At 71.0% G+C, this 21,214-nt stretch carries 20 protein-coding genes and 1 pseudogene; 11 read left to right on the top strand and 10 right to left on the bottom strand.

Features of this window, described 5'->3' with window-relative positions; translation table 11 throughout:
- Positions 1-115 precede the first annotated feature (115 nt).
- The 5 genes from ABD355_RS05840 (at position 116) to ABD355_RS05820 (ending at position 4,998) form a co-directional block, all read left to right on the top strand.
- Positions 116-892 (top strand): MHYT domain-containing protein, encoded by a 777-nt coding sequence (locus ABD355_RS05840; RefSeq protein WP_344398970.1) that lies wholly within the window; start codon positions 116-118, stop codon positions 890-892.
- A gap of 44 nt (positions 893-936) precedes the next feature.
- On the top strand, positions 937-3,459 hold the full coding sequence (locus ABD355_RS05835) for a sensor histidine kinase (protein ID WP_344398969.1): 2,523 nt from the start codon (positions 937-939) through the stop codon (positions 3,457-3,459).
- Positions 3,456-3,893, top strand: coding sequence for a roadblock/LC7 domain-containing protein (locus ABD355_RS05830; protein ID WP_344398968.1), 438 nt, complete (start codon positions 3,456-3,458; stop codon positions 3,891-3,893). The genes ABD355_RS05835 and ABD355_RS05830 overlap by 4 nt, the downstream gene beginning before the upstream one ends.
- 22 nt (positions 3,894-3,915) lie before the next feature.
- Positions 3,916-4,329, top strand: coding sequence for a DUF742 domain-containing protein (locus ABD355_RS05825; RefSeq protein WP_344398967.1), 414 nt, complete (start codon positions 3,916-3,918; stop codon positions 4,327-4,329).
- A gap of 63 nt (positions 4,330-4,392) precedes the next feature.
- Positions 4,393-4,998 (top strand): ATP/GTP-binding protein, encoded by a 606-nt coding sequence (locus ABD355_RS05820; protein WP_115914234.1) that lies wholly within the window; start codon positions 4,393-4,395, stop codon positions 4,996-4,998.
- Positions 4,999-5,023: 25 nt separating this feature from the next.
- On the opposite strand, the gene ABD355_RS05815 is transcribed toward ABD355_RS05820, so the two are convergent.
- A complete protein-coding gene (locus tag ABD355_RS05815; protein WP_123963453.1) occupies positions 5,024-5,452 on the bottom strand; it encodes a PPOX class F420-dependent oxidoreductase in 429 nt (142 codons plus the stop codon).
- A 93-nt stretch (positions 5,453-5,545) separates the two neighbouring features.
- Here ABD355_RS05815 and ABD355_RS05810 point away from each other — a divergent pair, with 93 nt between their 5' ends.
- Positions 5,546-5,959, top strand: a complete 414-nt coding sequence (locus ABD355_RS05810) for a roadblock/LC7 domain-containing protein (protein WP_344398966.1) — start codon at positions 5,546-5,548, stop codon at positions 5,957-5,959.
- A gap of 125 nt (positions 5,960-6,084) precedes the next feature.
- Positions 6,085-6,945, top strand: a pseudogene (locus tag ABD355_RS05805) (DUF6397 family protein); the annotation flags it as partial.
- Between the two features lie 259 nt (positions 6,946-7,204).
- On the opposite strand, the gene ABD355_RS05800 reads toward ABD355_RS05805, so the two are convergent.
- Complete coding sequence (locus ABD355_RS05800) at positions 7,205-8,071, bottom strand: acyl-CoA thioesterase (protein WP_344398965.1); 867 nt, start codon at positions 8,069-8,071, stop codon at positions 7,205-7,207.
- Positions 8,072-8,102: 31 nt separating this feature from the next.
- Positions 8,103-10,616, bottom strand: a complete 2,514-nt coding sequence (locus tag ABD355_RS05795; RefSeq protein ID WP_344398964.1) for a DEAD/DEAH box helicase — start codon at positions 10,614-10,616, stop codon at positions 8,103-8,105.
- Positions 10,617-10,761: 145 nt separating this feature from the next.
- Between ABD355_RS05795 and ABD355_RS05790 the strand changes: the two genes are divergently transcribed.
- Entirely contained in the window at positions 10,762-11,556 is a 795-nt protein-coding gene (locus ABD355_RS05790) for a metal-dependent hydrolase (protein WP_344398963.1), read from the top strand.
- A gap of 62 nt (positions 11,557-11,618) precedes the next feature.
- Here ABD355_RS05790 and ABD355_RS05785 read toward each other — a convergent pair whose 3' ends face one another.
- From ABD355_RS05785 to ABD355_RS05765, 5 genes are all read right to left on the bottom strand, one after another.
- The gene (locus ABD355_RS05785; RefSeq protein ID WP_344398962.1) at positions 11,619-12,098 is read right to left on the bottom strand and encodes a carboxymuconolactone decarboxylase family protein; all 480 of its coding nucleotides are present in this window, start codon (positions 12,096-12,098) and stop codon (positions 11,619-11,621) included.
- A gap of 97 nt (positions 12,099-12,195) precedes the next feature.
- On the bottom strand, positions 12,196-12,450 hold the full coding sequence (locus ABD355_RS05780) for a type B 50S ribosomal protein L31 (protein WP_344398961.1): 255 nt from the start codon (positions 12,448-12,450) through the stop codon (positions 12,196-12,198).
- A 29-nt stretch (positions 12,451-12,479) separates the two neighbouring features.
- On the bottom strand, positions 12,480-12,950 hold the full coding sequence (locus ABD355_RS05775) for a DUF5709 domain-containing protein (RefSeq protein WP_344398960.1): 471 nt from the start codon (positions 12,948-12,950) through the stop codon (positions 12,480-12,482).
- A gap of 243 nt (positions 12,951-13,193) precedes the next feature.
- A complete protein-coding gene (locus ABD355_RS05770; protein WP_344398959.1) occupies positions 13,194-13,838 on the bottom strand; it encodes a hypothetical protein in 645 nt (214 codons plus the stop codon).
- On the bottom strand, positions 13,825-14,424 hold the full coding sequence (locus ABD355_RS05765) for a sigma-70 family RNA polymerase sigma factor (RefSeq protein ID WP_344398958.1): 600 nt from the start codon (positions 14,422-14,424) through the stop codon (positions 13,825-13,827). The genes ABD355_RS05770 and ABD355_RS05765 overlap by 14 nt, the downstream gene beginning before the upstream one ends.
- Before the next feature lie 104 nt (positions 14,425-14,528).
- On the opposite strand from ABD355_RS05765, the gene ABD355_RS05760 reads away from it, so the two are divergent.
- Entirely contained in the window at positions 14,529-15,038 is a 510-nt protein-coding gene (locus ABD355_RS05760) for a COG4315 family predicted lipoprotein (RefSeq protein ID WP_344398957.1), read from the top strand.
- 48 nt (positions 15,039-15,086) lie between these two features.
- Here the strand turns inward: ABD355_RS05760 and ABD355_RS05755 are convergent, their stop codons facing one another.
- Positions 15,087-16,868, bottom strand: coding sequence for an ABC transporter ATP-binding protein (locus tag ABD355_RS05755; protein WP_344398956.1), 1,782 nt, complete (start codon positions 16,866-16,868; stop codon positions 15,087-15,089).
- Complete coding sequence (locus ABD355_RS05750; RefSeq protein ID WP_344398955.1) at positions 16,865-18,670, bottom strand: ABC transporter ATP-binding protein; 1,806 nt, start codon at positions 18,668-18,670, stop codon at positions 16,865-16,867. The genes ABD355_RS05755 and ABD355_RS05750 overlap by 4 nt, the downstream gene beginning before the upstream one ends.
- A gap of 134 nt (positions 18,671-18,804) precedes the next feature.
- Here ABD355_RS05750 and ABD355_RS05745 point away from each other — a divergent pair, with 134 nt between their 5' ends.
- The gene (locus ABD355_RS05745) at positions 18,805-19,551 is read left to right on the top strand and encodes a L,D-transpeptidase family protein (RefSeq protein ID WP_344398954.1); all 747 of its coding nucleotides are present in this window, start codon (positions 18,805-18,807) and stop codon (positions 19,549-19,551) included.
- Positions 19,552-19,599: 48 nt separating this feature from the next.
- Entirely contained in the window at positions 19,600-21,195 is a 1,596-nt protein-coding gene (locus ABD355_RS05740) for a peptide-N4-asparagine amidase (RefSeq protein ID WP_344398953.1), read from the top strand.
- Positions 21,196-21,214 lie beyond the last annotated feature (19 nt).

Genomic DNA, 21,214 nt, shown 5'->3' with positions numbered 1-21,214 from the left:
TGTGCACACGTTCGAGCGGGGCGCGATCGTTCAGATACCTCTCTGTGTCATATTCCAACAGCTTTCGAAATGCGCGCCCTTGGTGCGCCTCTGTCAGGACTAGCGTCCCGGGGCCATGGGACACCTGGACCACGCCACCTTCGGCTGGCTTACCCCCGTGCTGTCGTATGTGATGGCCTGTATAGGCGCCGCGCTGGGACTGCGCTGCACGGTCCGTGCGCTGGGCGCCACCGGGCGCTCGCGCCGCAACTGGCTGATCACCGCGGCCTCCGCCATCGGCACCGGCATCTGGACGATGCACTTCGTGGCCATGCTCGGCTTCGGCGTCAGCGGCACCGACATCCGCTACGACGTGCCGCTCACCATCGTGAGCCTGCTCGTCGCCATGATCGTGGTCTGGGCCGGCGTCTTCGCCGTCGGCTACAGCCGTGACCGCACCCGCGCACTCTTCCTCGGCGGACTCACCACCGGGGTCGGCGTCGCGAGCATGCACTATCTGGGCATGGCGGCGGTGCGGCTGCACGGCCACGTCAGCTATGACCCGGCGCTCGTCGCACTCTCCGTCCTGATCGCCGTCGTCGCGGCGACGGCGGCCCTGTGGGCGGGGCTCAACATCAAGTCGCCCATCGCCGTCACCGTCGCCTCCCTGATCATGGGCGCCGCGGTGACCAGCATGCACTACACCGCGATGTTCGCGGTACGCGTCCATGTCACCCCGTCCGGCCACACGCTGCCCGGGGCCACGGCGATGCAGTTCATCTTCCCCCTCGCCGTCGGCCTCGGCTCCTACCTGTTCCTGACCTCGGCCTTTGTCGCGCTGTCGCCGACGACCGGGGAGCGCGAGGCATCCGCCTCGGCCCAGCGGCCGGTCGAGAGCGCCGTCGCCCGCTAGCGACGGCCCGGCCCGCCCCCGTACCACTCCCGAGCGAGGAGGCCATGCGTACACCCCGTAGGACCCCCAGCCCCAGCCCACAGGCGCCGCCCCCGCCTCCCGTGCGCGGCCGTCGTGCCCACGCCGGCCCGCCCGCCGACGAGGTCCCGGACGAGCCCGCGGGCGCGGCGCCGACTGATGCACCCGCGCCTGGGAGCCGCTGGCGGATACGGCCGCGCACCGTCCGCGCCAAGATCGTGTGCCTGCTGATGGTTCCGGTCGTCTCGCTGCTGGCCCTGTGGGCGTACGCCACCGTCAGCACCGCCCAGGACGTCGCCCGGCTACGGCAGTTGCAGCGCGTCGACTCCCAGATCCGCACCCCGGTCGCCACGGCCGTCGCCGCACTGCAGGCCGAGCGCTCGGCAGCGGTGCGCTCTGCGACCGCACCCTCGGCCGGACGGGGCGACGACTACCAGAAGCTCGCGGACCGCACCGACCAGGCCGTGGCAGGGCTGCGGCTAGGGGGCCACAACACCGTCGCCGACAGCGAGGAACTGCCCTCCGGCGTGGCCCAGCGGCTCAGGTCCTTCGTCGCCGGCGCCGAACAGTTGCGGTCCTTGCGCACCGCGGTGCTCGACCGCCGCGCGAACTGGGCCGTGGCGTACGGGCAGTACACCAAGACCATCAACAGCGCCTTCGCGGTGGGCGGCGCGCTCACCGGCATCCAGGACGCCGATCTGGGCTCCGACGCGCGCGTGCTGCTCGAGTTCTCCCGGGCCGGCGAGGCGTTGGCCCAGGAGGACTCGGTGCTCTCGGGTGCCCGCCTGACCCGTGGACTCAGCGGCGAGCGGCTACGGCTGTTCACCGGCGCCGTCGACACCCGCCGCACGCTCACCGAGGCCGCCGTCGCCGACCTGAGCGGCCCCGAGCGCACCGCGTGGCGCACCCTGGCCGAGGGCAATGACTACGCCGCCCTGGGCCGCACGGAGGACCGGATCCTCACCGCCGCCCCGGGCGGGCGCGCGATCGCCGCCGCACCCGAGGCCGACTGGAACACGGCACACGCGCGCGTGCAGGACGGCATGCGGACCATCGAGCAGGACGCCGGGAGCAGTGTCGCGCACCGCGCCGACCCGTTCACCCGCGGCCTGCTCACCCCGGCCGGCGCCGCCGTGCTCCTCGGTCTCGCCGCGGTGGCCGCCTCGCTCGTCATCTCGGTCCGCATCGGACGCGGCCTCGTCGTCGAGCTGGTCAGCCTGCGCAACAGCGCCCTGGAGATCGCCCGCCGCAACCTCCCCGAGGCCATGCGGAAGCTGCGGGCCGGCGAGGAGATCGACATCCAGGCCGAGGCCCCACCGGGACCGCCCGCCGAGGACGAGACCGGACAGGTGGCCGAGGCCCTCGGCACGGTCCACCGCGCCGCCCTGCGCGCCGCCGTCGAGCGCGCCGAACTCGCCAGCGGCATCTCCGGCGTCTTCGTCAACCTCGCCCGCCGCAGCCAGGTCCTCGTCCATCGCCAACTGAGCCTCCTCGACAGCATGGAGCGCCGCTCCGACGACCCGAACGAGCTCAGCGATCTCTTCCGCCTCGACCACCTCACCACCCGCATGCGGCGCCACGCCGAGAGCCTGATCATCCTCTCCGGAGCGGCACCGGGCCGGGCCTGGCGCATGCCGGTCTCGCTGACCAACGTGGTGCGCGCGGCCGTGTCCGAGGTCGAGGACTACGCGCGCGTGGAGGTGCGACAGCTTCCCGAGGCGGCCGTCGTCGGCTCGGCCGTCGCCGACCTCACCCACCTCCTGGCCGAGGTCGTAGAGAACGCGGCCCAGTTCTCGCCGCCCCACACGCGCGTGCGCATCATCGGCGAACCTGTCGGCAACGGCTACGTCATCGAGGTCGAGGACCGCGGCCTGGGCATGGGCCCGGAGACCCTCACCGAGGCCAACCGCCGGATCGAACAGTCCGAGGCCCTCGACCTCTTCGACAGCGACCGGCTCGGCCTCTTCGTGGTCAGCAGGCTCGCGGCCCGCCACGGCATCAAGGTGCACCTGCGTACCTCCCCCTACGGCGGCACCACCGCGGTCGTCCTGCTGCCCACCGCCCTGCTGCACGGCGGCGCGGCGGAACGTTCCCCCGGCAAGGCCGCGGAGTCGCAGCGGCCGACGGAACGCGAGTACGCGCGCGTGCCCGGCGGCGCCCCGCACCAGGACTCCGTCCCGGCGACGACCGAGCGGCCCGCGCTGGTGGCGCACGCACCGGCCGCGGTGGACACGACGTCCGACACCCCACCTCCCGGAGTCACCACCTTGCGCCTGCACCGTCCCCCGGAGGACACCGAAGAGTCCGACGACCTGCCCCGCCGTGTACGCCAGGCCAGTCTCGCCCCCCAACTGCGTGAACAGCGCCCCGAGGAGCCGGCCCACCCGCAGGCCTCCGCCCGCGAGGACCGGCGCACCCCCGAGATCGTGCGGGACCGCATGGCTGCCTACCGCGACGGCTGGAAGCGCGGCGGCGGCAGGCAACCAGGCCGCGGCATGGGGCCCGACCCCACACCGCGCAGCGACAGCAGCGAAGGAGACCGCGCATGATCCAGGACCCGAGCACCGGGGCCGACCGGCGATCCGGGGAACTCGACTGGCTGCTGGACGACTTGGTGCTGCGTGTGAGCGAAGTACGGCACGCCGTGGTGCTCTCCAACGACGGACTCGCCGTGGGCGCCTCGTCCGACCTGCGCCGCGAGGACGCGGAACACCTCGCCGCCGTGGCCTCCGGCTTCCACAGCCTGGCCAAGGGCGCGGGTCGGCACTTCGGCGCCGGCGGGGTGCGCCAGACCATGGTGGAGATGGACGACGGCTTCCTGTTCGTGGCCGCCGCGGGCGACGGCTCCTGCCTCGCCGTACTCACCGCCGTCAGCGCCGACATCGGCCTGGTCGCCTACGAGATGGCACGACTGGTCAAACGCGTCGGCGAGCACCTGTACACGCCGACCCGTGTCGCTGCGCGGCCGCCGGCCGCCCGATGAGACGCGAGGGTGGCGCGCGCACATGAACGCGGACAGCACCGGCACCCCTCCCGAGCCGGGCAGCCAGTGGTACGACGGCGAGGCCGGGCCCCTCGTCCGCCCGTACGCCATGACGGGCGGACGCACCAGGCCCGGCCCCACCGGGGTCCGCTTCGACCTGATCGCCCTGGTCACCCTGGACTCGGGCGCACCCGGCGTCGAGGACGACACCGGGCTCGGACCGGAACACCGGGCCCTGATCGACCTGTGCCGCACCGAGACCCAGTCGGTCGCCGAACTCGCCGCGGGCGCCGACCTGCCCGTGGGCGTGGTCCGGGTCCTCCTGGGCGACCTGTTGGAACTCGGCTGCGTCACCGTCAGCCGTCCCGTACCGCCCGCGCAGCTTCCTGACGAACGGATTCTGCGCGAGGTGATCGCAGGGCTACGGGCCTTGTAGATGTCAGTTCACCACCACCCGGTCCCGTACGGGGCAACCCGGTACTCCCGAGAGAAGTGATCGATGGTCTCCGAGCACTCCGACGCGCAGGACGGCGAGACGGCCGCACTGGCGTTGAAGATCCTGGTCGCCGGCGGATTCGGCGTGGGCAAGACCACCCTGGTGGGCGCGGTCAGCGAGATCAGGCCGCTGCGCACCGAGGAACTGCTCAGCGAGGCAGGCCAGCTGGTGGACGACACCGACGGCGTGGACCAGAAGGTCACCACCACCGTCGCCATGGACTTCGGGCGCATCACCATCAGGTCCGGTCTGTCCCTGTACCTCTTCGGCACACCGGGCCAGGACCGCTTCTGGTTCCTGTGGGACGAACTGTCCCAAGGAGCCCTGGGTGCCGTGGTCCTCGCCGACACCCGGCGCCTGGAGGACTGCTTCCCGGCGGTGGACTACTTCGAGCACCGGCACATCCCGTTCGTGGTCGCCGTCAACTGCTTCACGGGCGCCCGCACCTACGGTGCCCAGGACGTCTCACGCGCCCTCGACCTCGACCGGGGAACACCGGTGGTGCTGTGCGACGCCCGTGACCGCGACTCCGGGAAGGAAGTGCTGATCCGGCTCGTCGAGTACGCCGGGCGGATGCACACCGCCCGGCTCCTCGACTCGGTCGGCTGACGGACACTCAGGGCAGGCGCCCCGCTCAGCTGGCGACGGCCTTCTCCGCCAGCACCTTGTCGATCGTGACCCGGACGAGGAGTTCCCCCGGCACCCCGTTGCGGGCCCCGAACTCCTCGGCTCGCTCCTCGCCCATGTAGCGCGCCCCGATGCGGGCGGCCCATTGCCTGAGCTCGTCGAGGTCCTCCGAAATCCGGGCACGGCCCTGCAGGACGACGAAGTCGAAGGGCGGCCGGTCGTCGTCCACGCACAGCGCGACCCGGCCGTCACGCACGACATTGCGCCCCTTCACGCTCGTGCTCGCGGTGTTGAACACCACGTCGTCGCCGTCGAGCACGAACCAGATCGGGGTCACATGCGGACTGCCGTCGGCCCGGACGGTCGCCAGCTTTCCGGTGCGGGTGCCGTGCGAGACGAAGTCCCGCCATTCCTTGTCGGTCATCTTCTGCGCCATGCCCCTATCCTCCTTGCCCGCGCCGGGGTCGTGGTGAAGGCTGGCGTGGAGATCCTCCGGCCAGGGGGAGTCATCACGCGGGGAGACCGGATCATGGTGCAGAACCAGGGACTTGGCTGGCTGTTGGACGACCTGACCGAGCGCGTCGAACATGTACGGCACGCACTGGTCCTGTCCAACGACGGCCTGGTGACGGGAGCGAGTACGGGATTGCGGCGCGAGGACGCCGAGCATCTTGCCGCCGTCTCGTCCGGACTCCACAGCCTGGCCAAGGGCTCGGGGCGCCACTTCGGCGCGGGCAGAGTGCGCCAGACGATGGTCGAGTTCGACGACGCGGTGCTGTTCGTGACCGCCGCGGGCGCCAGCAGCTGTCTGTGCGTGCTCAGCGGCGCGGAGGCCGACATCGGTCAGATCGCCTATGAGATGACCCTGCTGGTCAACCGAGTGGGCGAACACCTCGGCGTGGAGGCCAGGCAGCCCGAGCGGACTCCGACCACAGAGGCCTGACCTGCACGTCTTCCCTCACCCGTGGAGTTATCCACAGGCTCGCCACGAGATCCGCCGAAGCGGCTACGGTTTTTCCGAGGCCGCGCGAACGGCGCGGGCCACAGACTCCACGGGGGAGATGGGCCATGTCAGGCAACACCGTCGTACAACCGCACAGCACCTCCTGTACGCCGAGCCGCGCGGCACGCGAACTGGGGCTCAAGCGAGGCGAGTTCGAGCTCGCCGTGGACCTCGGATGCCTCCGCACCGTGCCCGACGAAGGGGGCGGAGGCCGACGGGTCACCCGCACAGAGATCGACCGGCTGCACGCCGAGGAGGGCTTCCCCGAGACCCTGAGGCAACGCGTCGAAACCGTGGGCACGAAGGAAGGAGCGGTCCTTCTGCAGGTGACGCCCGGGAAGTTCACGCGGCTGGCCCGGCTCGGCGTGGTCAAGCCCGTCAAGTTCTATCTCAACCGGTACCGGGCCGTGGTCTGGCTCTATCTGACCGAGGAGCTACGGCAGTTCGCGGCCGACGAGAACAACGCGCCGCTGTTGCAGGGCCGAACGCCCTCCGGCGCACGGGAGCAGCTCATCGAGGGGCTTGATCTGCGACCCCGCAACTGGCGCTCGCGACACCTCGGATTCCTGCTGCGGCGGGCCGACAACCATCCCTGGGCGTGCGCCGCGGCCGTGGCCTCCCTCCTCGACGCCGTCCAGATCGCGGAAATCGTCCAGGACCCCTACGAGCGGGTTCACTTGAACCGGTTCCGGCCCAGGCCGCAGGCGCACGGCGCACCGGGTTCGCCCGCCGCGCAGCTGGCCGAGAGCCTCACCATGGCGGAGGACCCGGACGAGATCGACTGGCTGCGGGCCGATCTCGCGCAGGCCGTCAGCCATGCGCGCGCACTCCAGCCCGCACCGCGCCCGACCGCCCGCCCGAGGCCGGCGGAAGCACGGGACCGGGAACGGCCCACACCGTCGACGGCTGCGGAAAACAACCCGCCGCTGTCCTCCACGGCCGGGGCACACGACTCGCCGGTGCCGTGGACGGCTGTGGCTCAGGTTCCACCCGCGCCGTGGACGGCTGCGGAACACAACCCGCCCGTGCCGTCTACGGCTGTGGCACCCCCGCCCGTGCCCTCGACGGCCGCGGCGCAGGACCGGCCCATGTCCTGCAAGGCCGTGGACAAAGTCCCGACCGTCCCCGAGGAATCGGGGCGCTCACACGGTCTGCTGGGCTGGCTGCGCCGCAGAACTGGGTGAGCTACAGCGCCCGGAACAGACCCTCTTGGACCACCGACACCAGCAGCCGGCCCTCGGTGTCGTAGATCCGCCCGCGTGCCAGGCCGCGGCCGCCCGTTGCGATGGGCGACTCCTGGTCGTAGAGGAACCACTCGTCCGCGCGAAACGGACGGTGGAACCACATGGCGTGATCCAGCGAGGCGATGTCGAAGCTCCGCGGGCCCCACAGGGGTTCGACCGGGATGCGGACGGCGTCCAGGAGTGTCATGTCGCTGGCGTAGGTCAGTGCGCAGGTGTGCACGACCGGGTCGTCGCCCAGCGGCCCGACCGCGCGCATCCACACCGCGCTGCGCGGCTCGGCGTCCTTGGCCTCCGCCACGGTCCAGCGCAGCCGGTCCACATAGCGGATGTCGAACGGCTGACGGCGCGCCATCCGCTCGTAGCGCTCGGGCAGCGCACCCAGATGCTCCCGGATCTCCTCGGTGACCGTCGGCAAGGACTCCGGGTCCGGGACCTTGCGGGCCGGCGGCAGCTGGTGCTCGAAGGACCCTTCCTCAGGTTTGTGAAAGGAGGCGGTGAGATTGAAGATCGTGCGGCCCTGCTGCACCGCGGTGACCCGGCGGGTGGTGAACGACCTGCCGTCCCGCACCCGTTCGACCTGGTACACGATCGGCACACCCGGCCGGCCCGGCCGCAGGAAGTACGCGTGCAGCGAGTGCACCGGACGCTCGCCGTCCGTGGTGCGGGCGGCGGCGACCAGAGCCTGTCCCGCCACCTGGCCGCCGAAGACGCGCTGCAGGGACTCCTGCGGGCTCAGGCCACGGAAGATGTTGACCTCGATCTGCTCCAGGTCGAGCAGGTCGACCAGTCTCTCGGCCGGGTTCGTCATGCGTGGGATTCTCCTTGGCTCACGACCTGGCTCACAGCTGGCCGACGTCGGTGACGCGGACGACCGCACGGCCCTCGGCGTCGGAGGCGGCGAGGTCGACCTCCGCGCTGATGCCCCAGTCGTGATCGCCGTTCGGGTCGGCGAAGATCTGGCGAACGCGCCACAGACCGTGCTCCGGCTCCTCCTCGATGAGCAGCAGCTTGGGGCCGCGGGCGTCCGGGCCGGTGCCCAGGTCCTCGTACTCGTCCCAGTACTTGTCCATCGCCTCGCCCCATGCCTCGGCGTCCCAGCCGGAGTCGGCATCCAGCTCGCCCAGCTCCTCGACCTGGTCGAGAGCGGCGAGCTCCACACGGCGGAACATGGCGTTGCGGACGAGGACCCGGAAGGCGCGGGCGTTGGAGGTGACCGGCTTGACCTCGTCGGCCTTCTCCTGGGCCTCCTCGGCCGTCATCTCCTCCGGGTTGGCGAGCTGTTCCCACTCGTCCAGCAGGCTGGAGTCGACCTGGCGGACCATCTCGCCGAGCCACTCGATGAGGTCCTGCAGGTCCTCGGACTTGAGATCGTCGGGGATGTTGTGGTCGAGGGCCTTGTAGGCGCTGGCCAGGTAGCGCAGCACGATGCCCTCGGTGCGGGCCAGCTCGTAGAAGGACACCAACTCCGTGAAGGACATGGCCCGTTCGTACATGTCCCGGATCACGGACTTCGGCGACAGCGGATGGTCGCCCACCCAGGGGTGGCTCTTGCGGTAGGTGTTGTAGGCGTGGAAGAGCAGCTCCTCCAGGGGCTTGGGATAGCTGATGTCCTGGAGGCGCTCCATGCGCTCCTCGTACTCGACGCCGTCCGCCTTCATCGCGGCCACGGCCTCGCCCTTGGCCTTGTTCTGCTGGGCGACGAGAATCTGCCGTGGATCGTCCAGCGTCGACTCGACGACGGACACCATGTCCAGGGCGTAGGACGGCGATTCTGGTTCGAGGAGTTCGAACGCGGCGAGCGCGAAGGTGGACAGCGGCTGGTTGAGCGCGAAGTCCTGCTGCAGGTCCACGGTGAGGCGGACGATGCGGCCGGTGGCGTCCGGCTGGTCGAGCTTCTCGACGATGCCGCCGTCCAGCAGCGAGCGGTAGATGGCGATCGCCCGCCGGATGTGCCGCAGCTGCTGCTTGCGCGGCTCGTGGTTGTCCTCCAGCAGATGCCGCATCGCCTCGAAGGCGTTTCCCGGACGGGCGATCACCGACAGCAGCATCGTGTGTGTGACCCGGAAGCGGGAGGTCAGCGGCTCCGGATCGGAGGCGATGAGCTTCTCGAAGGTGTTCTCCGTCCACCCGACGAAGCCCTCCGGAGCCTTCTTGCGGACGACTTTACGGCGCTTCTTCGGGTCGTCGCCCGCCTTGGCGAGCGCCTTCTCGTTCTCCACGACATGCTCGGGGGCCTGCGCGACGACAAAGCCCGCCGTGTCGAAGCCGGCCCGCCCGGCACGGCCGGCGATCTGGTGGAACTCACGGGCACGCAGCGTGCGCACACGGTTTCCGTCGTACTTGGTCAGCGCCGTGAACAGCACCGTGCGGATGGGCACGTTGACGCCCACGCCGAGCGTGTCCGTACCGCAGATCACCTTCAGCAGACCGGCCTGTGCGAGCTTCTCCACCAGGCGTCGGTACTTGGGCAGCATGCCGGCGTGGTGGACGCCGATGCCGTGCCGCACGTACCGGGAGAGGTTGCGGCCGAACTTGGTGGTGAAGCGGAAGTTGCCGATCAGCTCGGCGATCTGGTCCTTCTCCTCCCGCGTGCACATGTTGATGCTCATCAGGGCCTGCGCCCGCTCCACGGCCTGCGCCTGTGTGAAGTGCACGATGTAGACCGGGGCCTGCCGGGTCTCCAGCAGCTCGGTCAGCGTCTCCGTGAGCGGGGTGAGGCGGTATTCGTAGGACAGCGGGACCGGGCGGGTCGCCGAGCGGACCACGGAGGTGGGGCGGCCGGTTCGCCGGGTGAGGTCCTTCTCGAACATCGAGACGTCGCCGAGCGTGGCCGACATCAGGACGAACTGCGCCTGGGGCAGCTCCAGGATCGGGATCTGCCAGGCCCAGCCGCGGTCCCCCTCCGCATAGAAGTGGAACTCGTCCATGACGACCTGGCCGACGTCCGCGTCCTTGCCGTCGCGCAGTGCGATCGAGGCGAGGACCTCGGCGGTGCAGCAGATGACGGGCGCGTCCGAGTTGACGGAGGCGTCGCCGGTGAGCATGCCGACGTTCTCGGTGCCGAAGATCTTGCACAGTTCGAAGAACTTCTCCGAGACGAGCGCCTTGATCGGAGCGGTGTAGAACGTGACCTCGTCCCGGGCCAGGGCGGCGAAGTGCGCCCCCGCGGCGATCATGCTCTTGCCGGAGCCGGTGGGCGTCGAAACGATCACGTTCGCACCGGAGACCACCTCGATCAGCGCCTCCTCCTGATGGGGATAGAGGGTGAGACCTCGCTCCTGGGCCCACGACTCGAAGGCTTCGTAGAGGGCGTCGGGGTCGGCGGTCGGCGGCAGCTGATCGATGAGGGTCACGCACCCATCTTGCCTGGCGTCCTCCCGCAGAGGGGAATCGGTTGCCGGCAGGAAGATCACGACCAGTACGCTGTGTCACCGACGGAGCGTCAGCGCACCCGGTCAACTGGACAGCGACACAAGAGGAATGGGGCGGGCAACGGCCATGATGGGACCAGCACACTCACTGTCGGGCGCCGCCGCCTGGCTCGGCGTCGGTGCGGCGGCCGCGGCGGCCGGGCACCCGATGCCCTGGCCGGTCATCCTGGTCGGCGCTCTGATCTGCGCCGGAGCCGCTCTCGCCCCGGACCTGGACCACAAGGCGGCCACCATCTCCAGGGCGTTCGGCCCCATCTCTCACGGACTGTGCGAGATCGTCGACAAGCTGTCCTACGCCGTCTACAAGGCGACGAAGAAACACGGCGACCCTCGCCGCTCCGGCGGGCACCGCACACTCACCCACACCTGGTTGTGGGCGGTCCTGATCGGTGCGGGTACGTCGGTCGCCGCCATCACCGGTGGCCGCTGGGCGGTGCTGGCCATTCTCTTCGTCCACATCGTGCTGGCCATCGAGGGCCTGTTGTGGCGGGCGACCCGGGGCTCCAGCGCCGACGTGCTGGTGTGGCTGCTGGCCGCGACCAGCGCCTGGATCCTCGCCGGCATCCTGGACAAGCCGGGCAACGGCTCGGACTGGCTGTTCACCCAGCCAGGCCAGCAGTATCTGTGGCTGGGGCTGCCGATCGTGCTGGGCGCGCTCGTCCACGACATCGGGGACGCCCTGACGGTCTCCGGCTGCCCGATCCTGTGGCCCATACCGGTGGGACGCAAGCGCTGGTACCCGATCGGCCCGCCGAAGGTCATGCGTTTCCGGGCCGGCAGCTGGGTCGAGCTCAAGGTGCTGATGCCGGTGTTCATGCTGCTGGGCGGAGTGGGCTGCGCGGCGGCGCTGAACTTCATCTGAGGAAACCGGCCCGCAGGAGTGGGGCGCGCCTGCCGTCGCCCCACTTCTGCAGGCGCTGGGAGTCAGTCCCTCCACTGCTGCGCGGGGGAGACCCCCGGCAGGGGCCTGCCGATCACGGCCAGCGGGATGAAGAAGCAGACCTGGCCGATCGCGATCGTCAGCGTCGTGAGCGCCGTCTCGTCATAGTGCTTCGCCGCCTCGGCATACAGGTCGTCCGAGACGCGCTCACCGTGCGGATTCGGCGTGAGAACCGCCTCCACCAGTGCCAGCGCAACCCGCTCGGCGTCGCTGAAGTAGGGGGCGTCCGTCCAGGTCGCCACACCCGTGATCCGCTCCTCGGACTCGCCGGCCTTGCGCAGGTTGCCGCTGTGCATCACGGTCAGATACGTGTTGCCGACCAGCTGGCCGGCGCGAAGCTGCACCAGGCTGATGGTGCTCTGCGGTACCGAGCCGTTGCCGGTGGCCTTGAACAGCGCCCCGGCGACCGGACCGAACTCGGGGACGAGCTTGACGGGGTTGGACAGACGCGGCTGCGTGGTCATGACGTTTCCTTCCGGAATCTTCGAGATGCTTCCGTCGCACTGACGGATCCCGAAGGGCGGATGTGACCGCCCGGCGTCATGAATGTCCGCGTGGACCTCAGGCGTCCTGCCCGCCGCCGTAGCGCCGCTCGAACTGGGCGATGCGTCCCTCCGTGTCCACGGTCCGTGCCTTGCCGGTGTAGAACGGGTGGCTCTCGGAGGAGATCTCCACGTCCACCACCGGATAGGTCTCGCCGTCGTCCCACTCGATGGTCTGGTCGCTGGTCGCGGTGGACCGGGTCAGGAAGGCGTAGCCTGCGGCGCGGTCGCGGAAGACGACCTCGTGGTAGGCGGGGTGCTTGTCCTGCTGCATACGGTGCTCCTTGGCTGGTCGGCGGCTGGTCAGCCGGACAAGGCGTTCTCGTCGACGATGTGCATGGCCGCCTCCTCGGCGGAGGCCGCCGCGCCGTCGATGCCGACGTCCCGGGCGACCAGGGCGCTCTCCTCGTCCTCGTGCGCGCCCTCGTCCGGTGCCACGAGACGGCCGGAGCGGACGGCGCCGACCTCGTTGTCCAGGAGTTCGCCGTCGGTGCCCTCGCAGTCACCGATGCCGTCGGTGTCGGGCATCACGAGGTCCGGAAGTTCCTCGGCGAGCCGCTGGTCCAGGGTCTCCCCGTGCTGCCGCTCCGCCGCCGTGACATCGGGGCGCTCCACCGCCCATGGTCGCTCCGGAGGGGACCAGCCCCGGTCGAGGGGGTCATCGACACCGTCGTCGACCAGGGTGTCCTCCACGTCGAGCAGACCGGAGTCCTCCTGGATCTCGGATCCGTCGGGCTGGTAGACGTCGTCTCCCCATCCGTCGGCGCTGTTCACGGGTACCTCCAGGTGGTGGGGACGGGCCCGTTGCTCACCGCGTGGGGCGTCGGTGCGCCATGACGCGGAGCACAGGCTGCACCCGGGAGGAACCATCGGTCCCAGGGCGCTCCCCGAGCCGGTGCCATATCCAGCCTTCCACCCCTTTTCGGGACTGCGCAACGGCACGGCACCAGGAGGTACACGGCGCAGGCGGAAGCGGCCCGCGGGGCATGTCCGTGTGCCGCCGGGCCGGGGCCGACGTCAGCCGCGCAGTACCGCCGACGACCAGACGTGGCCGTCGTCCGTCACCAGATCGACACGGTCGATGGCGGGGGCCGACCCGTAGGCGATCCAGGTGGCCCGGCCGGAGGACGGCGTCCACCACTGGCCGGCGTTGCGGGTGGAACCGTCCTTGAGGTGGAGCCGGCAGGTGTAGTGGGTGCCGGGCGGGCCTGCCGTGATCTGCATGACCAGGACGTGCTCGCTCCCGGCCCGGCTCGGTTCGACGGTGCCCACCCGCGCCCCCGAGCCGGTGAGCAGCAGGCCTCCGTGGTCGCTCGCGGCGACCTGGGCCGGGGCCGAGTCGTGGTGCAGGAGCGCGGTGCCTGCCGTGCCCAGGCACAGTCCGGCCGCGGCGGCCGCGGCGAGCAGCAGCGGGGTGCGGCGGCGCCGGAGGGCGGGGGATGGGCGGCGCAGTGTCAGGCGATCGAGGACCCGGGCATCGAAGCCCGGCGGGGCCGCGACCGCAGGAGCCGCGGGCAGCACCGCATCGACGGCCGCCGACAGGTCGTCGTAGGCGGTGCGGCAGGTGGCGCAGACGGTGAGGTGGCGCAGCAGCTGCGCCGGTGTGCCGGGGAGGGTGCCGAGGGCCAGGGCGGTCAGTTCGTCCTCGTCAGGGTGCTCCATCGCGGCTTCCCTCCTTCAGCACGTCGCGCAGCCTGCGCAGGCCGGTGCGGATACGGGTCTTGGCGGTGCCCAGGGGGACGTGCTCGTGCCGGCCCACCTCGGCGGCGGTGCAGCCGCCGAGCACGGCGAGCGCGACCGCCCGGGCCTGCTCGAGGGGCAGGGTCCGCAGCCGGTCGAGGGCCCTTTCGCTCTCCAGGGCGATCAGGGCCAGCCGTTCCGTGTCGGCGAAGTCGTCCTCGGCGCGCAGGGTCACATCGAGGAGCCGTTCCAGGGTCTCGGCGAGGACGGGAGTGGAGCGCCGCGCCCGCACGGCGTCGATCGCGGCGTTGCGGGTGATCGTCAGCAGCCAGGTGAGCGCCGAAGCCCGCCGGGGGTCGTAGTTCCCCGCGGCCCGCCAGGCCCGTACGAACACCTCCTGGCTGACGTCCTCGGCGAGGACCGGATCACGGGTCACCGACAGCGCCAGCCCGTAGACCGCGTCCTGGAAGCGGCGCACGAAGGCGACCGCCGCCTGCTCGTCGCCCAGCGCGAGTCCGGCGACGAGCGAGGCGTCGTCGACCCGGTCGGCACGCGGGAACAGCTCCACGTTCAAATGTACGCACGGAAGCACCGAAAGGATTGACCGCAATCCGCCCCAATCCGTCCACATCGCTCGCCCGTACAACCTCTGTCAGAAGGGACGGAGAGACCATGAGGCGAAGCAGGATCACCGTGGCGGGGATTGCACTCGCGGGTTTGGCGCTCGCCGGCTGCGGCGGAGGGGGCGCCGGCGTCCACAGCGCCCATCCGGCAGCGGCCACCATGGACACCTCGGCCATCAAGGCGAGCCACTCACCGGTCGGTGACATCCTCGTCGACGGCCGCGGGCGCACCCTTTACCTGTTCACCGAGGACGGCAAGAACACCAACTCGATGAACTGTGACGCCACCTGCATGAAGCTGTGGCCGCACATGGAAGGCAAGCCGCACGCGGGCGCAGGCGTCGAACCGAACCTCATCGGCCACACGAAGGGGTCGGGAAAGGTCCAGGTCACGTACGCCGGACACCCGTTGTACTACTACGCCAAGGACAAGAAGCCCGGCGACCTGAAGGGCCAGGGCATCGGCAAGGTCTGGTACGTCCTGAACGCCAAGGGCGCGGCGATCAAGAAGGCGGTTCCGGCGTCGAACAGCAGCGGTGGTGGTGGATATGGGTACTGACCCGGTCGAAGGCCGCCGAAGGACAGCCTCCGACCGGGCCGGGAACGCTCACCCGTGCCAGGACCGCCACAGCGCCGCGTACGCCCCCTGCGCCGCGACCAGCTCGTCGTGGCTGCCGAGTTCGCTGATGCGGCCGTTCTCGACGACGGCGATCACATCGGCGTCGTGTGCGGTGTGCAGCCGGTGGGCGATGGCGACCACCGTGCGGCCGTCGAGGACGCGGGAGAGGGAGCGTTCGAGGTGGCGTGCCGCACGGGGGTCGAGGAGGGAGGTCGCCTCGTCCAGGACCAGCGTGTGCGGGTCCGCCAGCACCAGGCGGGCCAGTGCGATCTGCTGGGCCTGGGCCGGGGTGAGCGCCAGCCCGCCCGAGCCGACCTCCGTGTCCAGACCGCCGTCCAGCGCACGCGCCCACCCCTCGGCGTCCACCGCGCCCAGCGCCGCCCACAGCTCGGCGTCCGCGGCATCCGTCCGAGCCAGCAGCAGGTTGTCGCGCAGGGAACCCACGAAGACGTGGTGCTCCTGGTTGACGAGGGCCACATGGGAGCGGACGCGTTCGGCCGGCATCCGGGACAGTTCGGCGCCGCCTAGGGTGATGCGGCCGTCCCGCGGCGCGTAGATGCCGGCGAGCAGCCTGCCCAGCGTGGACTTGCCCGCGCCCGAGGGGCCGACCAGCGCCAGCCGGGTGCCGGGCGCGACCTGGAGGGACACCTTGCGCAGCACGTCCACGCCTTCGCGGTAGCCGAAGTGCACCTGGTCCGCGTGCACGTCGCGCCCGTCGGGGGCCAGCGAGTCCTCACCGGCGTCGGGCTCGATGTCCCGCACGCCGACCAGCCGGGCCAGCGAGACCTGGGCCACCTGCAGCTCGTCGTACCAGCGCAGGATCAGGTTCACGGGGTCGACGAGCATCTGCGCGATCAGCGCGCCCGTCGTCAGCTGGCCCACCCCGATCCAGCCCTGCAGTACGAAGACGCCGCCGATCATCAGCACCGAGGCGAGCACGGTCACATGGGTGAGGTTGATGACGGGGAAGAGCACGGACCGCAGCCAGAGCGTGTAGTTCTCCCAAGCGGTCCATTCCTTCACTCGGCGCTCGGACAGTTCGATCCGGCGCCCGCCGAGGCGGTGGGCCTCCACGGTGCGCCCGGCGTCGACCGTCTCCGCCAGAGCGGCGGCCACGGCGGCGTACCCGGCGGCCTCCGAGCGGTAGCCGGAGGGCGCCCGCTTGAAGTACCAGCGGCAGCCGGCCACCAGCAGCGGCACGGCGACCAGCACGGCGGGTGCCAGCGGCGGCACCGTCACGACGAGACCGCCGAGCAGCAGCACCGCCCACACCACGCCGATCGCCAGCTGCGGCACCGCCTCGCGCATGGCGTTGGCGAGCCGGTCGATGTCCGTGGTGATCCGGGACAGCAGATCGCCCGTACCGGCCCGCTCCAGAACGCCCGGCGGCAGCCCGACCGACCGTACGAGGAAGTCCTCGCGCAGATCGGCCAGCATCCGCTCGCCGAGCATCGCCCCGCGCAGCCGCACCTGCCGTACGAAGACGGCCTGGACGAGCAGCGCGAGCACGAACAGCGACACGGTGAGCGGCAGATGAAGTCCCCGTGCACCGTCCGACACCCGCTGGACCAGGTCGCCCAGCAGCCATGGGCCCGTCATCGAGGCGAGCACGGCCGCGGTGTTGACGGCGATCAGGACCAGGAAGGCGCCGCGGTGCCGGCGGAACAGCTCGGCCACATAGGCGCGTACGGTCGCGGACGCGCCGACGGGCAGGGTGTGCGCCGTCGTCGGGGCCGCCGGGTCGTACGCCGGTGGCGCCACGCCGATCATGCTGTCTCCTCGATCTCTTCCAGTTCTTTGAGAACGTCGTCGTCTTCGAGTACGCCGCTCAGGGCGGCCTCCTGCTCGGTCTCCCGGGTCACCACGGCCCGGTAGCGGGGCTCGGTGTGCAGCAGTTCCCGGTGCACGCCGACCGCGGCGACCTCGCCCTCGTGGACCAGCACGACGCGGTCCGCATGGTCCAGGAGCAGCGGCGAGGAGGTGAACACCACCGTCGTTCGCCCCTCCCGAAGCGCGCGCACCCCTTCCGCGATCCGTGCCTCGGTGTGCGAGTCGACGGCCGAGGTCGGCTCGTCCAGGACGAGCACCTCCGGGTCCGTGATCAGCGATCGGGCCAGCGCGAGCCGCTGTCGCTGGCCGCCGGAGAGCGAGCGCCCGCGTTCGGTGATCCGCGTGTCCATCGGGTCCGCGGCGTCCAACGACCCCTGCGCGAGCGCCTCCAGGACGTCCCCGCACTGGGCTGCCGCCAGCGCCTCGCGCGCGCCGACGTGCCCGGAAGCGGGTACGTCGAGCAGCTCGCGCAGCGAACCGGACAACAGCACCGGGTCCTTGTCCTGGACGAGCACCGCCTCACGCGCGGTGTCCAGCGGCAGCTCGTCGAGGGGAACACCGCCCAGCAGGACGGAGGTGCCCTGTTCGGCGGGGTGTCCGCCCAGCCGTTCGGCGAGCAGGCCCGCCGCGTCCGGGTCGCCGCACACCACCGCGGTCAGCCGGCCCGCGGGGGCGAGCAGTCCGGTCGCCGGGTCGTACAGGTCCCCGGCGGGGACGTCGGCCGTGCGTGAGCCCTCGGTGTCCGTGGCCCGTTCCAGCGACAGCACCCGCGCCGCCCGCTTGGCGGAGGGCCGCGAGAAGGAGTAGGCCATCGCGATTTCCTCGAAGTGGCGCAGTGGATACGTCAGGACCATCACCGAGCTGTAGACGGTGACCAGTTCGCCGACGGTGATGCGGCCCTGCCCGGCCAGGTGGACGCCGTACCAGACGACCACCACCATCAGCAGGCCCGGCAGCAGCACCTGGATCGCGGAGATCAGGGACCACATACGGGCGCTGCGCACGGCCGCGTGGCGGACCTCCTGGGAGGCACGGCGGTAGCGGTCGAGGAACAGCTCCTCGCCGCCGATGCCGCGCAGCACGCGCAGTCCGGCGACGGTGTCCGAGGCCAGTTCGGTGGCCCGTCCCGCCTTCTCGCGCTGGAGGTCGGCCCGTCGCGTCGCCCGTGGCAGCAGCGGCAGTACCGCGATCGCCAGCAGGGGCAGTCCCGCGGCGACGACCACGCCGAGCGCCGGCTGGTAGACGAGCAGGGCCACGCAGACCAGCACGACGGTGAGGGCCGCCGCGGTGAACCGGGAGACGGCCTCCACGAACCAGCCGATCTTCTCGACATCACCGGTGGAGACGGCCACCACCTCGCCGGCCGCGACGCGCCGCGTCAGCGCCGAGCCCAGCACCGCCGCCTTGCGGGCGAGCAACTGCTGGACGCGGGCGGCGGCCGTGATCCAGTTGGTGACCGCGGCCCGGTGCAGGAACGTGTCACCGAGTGCGGTGCCGAGGCCCGCCAGCGCCAACAGGGCGCCTGCGAGGGCCAGTCGGGTGCCCGAGCGTTCGACGACGGCCTGGATGGCCATGCCGACGCAGAACGGCAGCGCGGAGACCGACGCGAAGTGCAGCAGGCCCCAGGCCAGTGACTTGAACTGACCGCCCAGCTGGTTGCGGCCCAGCCACCACAGGAATCGAGGACCGGAGCGTGCGTCCGGCACACCCGGGTCGGGATACGGAAGGTCTTGAATCTGCATGACGACTGACGTCCCAGTGGCTCGTGTCAGGGGGTGGGGGGGAGCCGCGAACGGCGGCAGCAAACCGTGACAGGTTCGCGTCGCAGCGTGGTCGGAAGCAAACGGTTTTCCCTGGCGCCGTACAAAATGGGGCGATGCGAAAGATCGGTGCAGCGCGCGCGACGGCCGCGGTGGCGGCCCTGGGAGCCCTTTTGACGGCCTTGACCGCGTGCGGCGGCGCGCAGGACAGCAGTACCCCACGGACAGGGGCCGCGGGCAACCCGGCCGCCACGCGCGCGCGTGCCGCCCAAGGCACCCGTATCCCCGGCATCGGCGACCGCCTGAGTCAGCGGATTCCAGCGGACTCCCGTCAGGTCGTGGCGGTCTACGGGACGGGCAGGGACTCCGCGGACTCCACTGTCGTGCTGTACACGAAGCACGGCTCGGGCTGGCAGCGGACCCGTAGCTGGCCGGCGCACAACGGCAAGAAGGGCTGGACCGCCGACCATCACGAGGGCGACCGGCGCAGCCCCGTCGGCGTGTTCACCCTCACCGACGCGGGCGGCGTCCTGCCCGACCCCGGCGCCCGGCTTCCGTACACGCGCGACGCGTCCTTCGCGGCCCCGCGCGAGTGGGCCGCCTCGCACTGGCACGACTTCGACTACGTCATCGCCATCGACTACAACCGTGTCAAGGGCACCGCGCCCAACGACCCGACCCGCCCCGAGGGCGACGCGAAGGGCGGCGGCATCTGGCTGCACATGGACCACGGCAGCGGTACGTCGGCCTGCATCAGCCTGTCCAGGGCGGCGATGGAGTACCTGCTGCGCACGCTCGACCCGGACCGGCATCCTGTGGTGGTGATGGGGGACAGGGCGGACCTGAAGGCCTGGCACTTCTGACGGAGGCCTCATTGCCACGAGGTGCCAACTCCCCGTAGAACACGGGCCATGAAGAGACGGATCGTCATGTCCATGCTCGCCGGAGCGACCCTTCTGGCGAGCACCCTCCTCGGGGCGGGACCGGCCGGTGCCGCCGACGTGCCCGCCGAGTTCGGCACCGACTGGCACGACCCGGTGACGGCGGCTCCGCCCGTCGACAGACCGGCCGGCAAGTCCTGCCAAGTCACGCTCGCCGAGGCGCAGTTCAAGGACTTCACCCCCTACAGGGGAACGTACACGCCGCCCAAGGGCTGTGGCGACCGCTGGAGCAAGGTGGTGCTGCGCCTCGACGGCAAGGTCAAGGGGCGGCAGTTCGACCGGCTCGGCTATCTGCACGTCGGCGGGGTCGAGATCCTGCGCACCTCCACCCCCGAGCCCTCGCCCGACGGCATCGCGTGGTCCGTCGAGAAGGACGTGACGCGCTACAGCGACACCTTCCGCAGCAGCCAGGACGTCGAGATGCTCATCGGGAACGTCGTCGACGACACCTATACCGGCGTGCTCGACGTCAAGGTCACGCTCACCTTCTACCCGGGCAGACCGGCCGCAGCGCCCGCCGACAAGGTCCTCACCCTCGGCGAAGACAACACCCTCACCACCCCGCGCAACAGCGAACGCATCCTCGCCGAGGTGTACGCCACCGGATCGGGCGGCGGCTGCGAGGAGTTCTGGTACCTGGCGGTGCCCGGCAGGGCGCCGTACTCCTGCCAGGCCGACGGCGGTCCGTACCGCGAGGTGCAGATCAAGGTCGACGGCCAACTGGCCGGAATCGCCGCGCCGTTTCCGCACGTGTGGACCGGAGGCTGGTCCAACCCCTTCCTCTGGTACGTCGTTCCGGCACCGCGCGCCTTCGACGTCAAGCCGATCGAATACGACCTGACACCCTTCGCGGGGCTGCTCAACGACGGCCGCCCGCACAAGGTGGACCTCTCGGTGGTGGGCGTGCCCGAGGGGCAGAGCGGCTGGAGTGCACCGGTCGACGTGCTGGTGTGGCAGGACGCCGGGCGGACGCACGTGCCCGGGAAGCTCACCGTGGACCGGGCGGGTGACCTCGCGAACTCCTCGACGTACACGGCCGGTTCACCGGAGCGGGTGGACACCGGGGCCGGTCACCGGCTGACGGTCTCCGGATACCTCGACACCTCGCACGGGCGCGTGACCACCACGGTCAGCCGCACGCTCGCCAACACCTCCGTCCACCGGTGGACCGACGGCGAGAACATGGACGGCCTCGACGCGAAATGGACCGACGACGAGTCGGTGACCGTCGACGGGCGCGGACCGGCCCGCACGACGCTCACCCGCCGCACGTACACGATGAACGGTTCGACCACGATCGGCGACGACGCACGGCTGCGCACCGTGCTGACGCTCGGCGACCGTGCCGCCGTCGTCGAGACACGCGGCGGCCGGCGGACGGGCTGGTCGCGGCTGGACGACACGGTCAGCGGCGATGCCACCTATACGACGGGCGTCCCGCGCGATCAGCGGCATGCGGTCGGCACGACGAGCGAGCGCTATCGGCTGTACGGCGCGGCTGGTTGCTACGACCGCTCCCTGACGAGCGTTCAGGGGGTGCTCACGGAGGAACGGGACGGCTGCTGAGGTCAGTTGTGTGCGATGT

This window comes from Streptomyces longisporus (assembly GCF_039532765.1).
Lineage (GTDB): Bacteria > Actinomycetota > Actinomycetes > Streptomycetales > Streptomycetaceae > Streptomyces > Streptomyces longisporus.
Note: the sequence above shows the minus strand (reverse complement) of the source record. Positions and strands in the feature narration are given on the sequence as shown.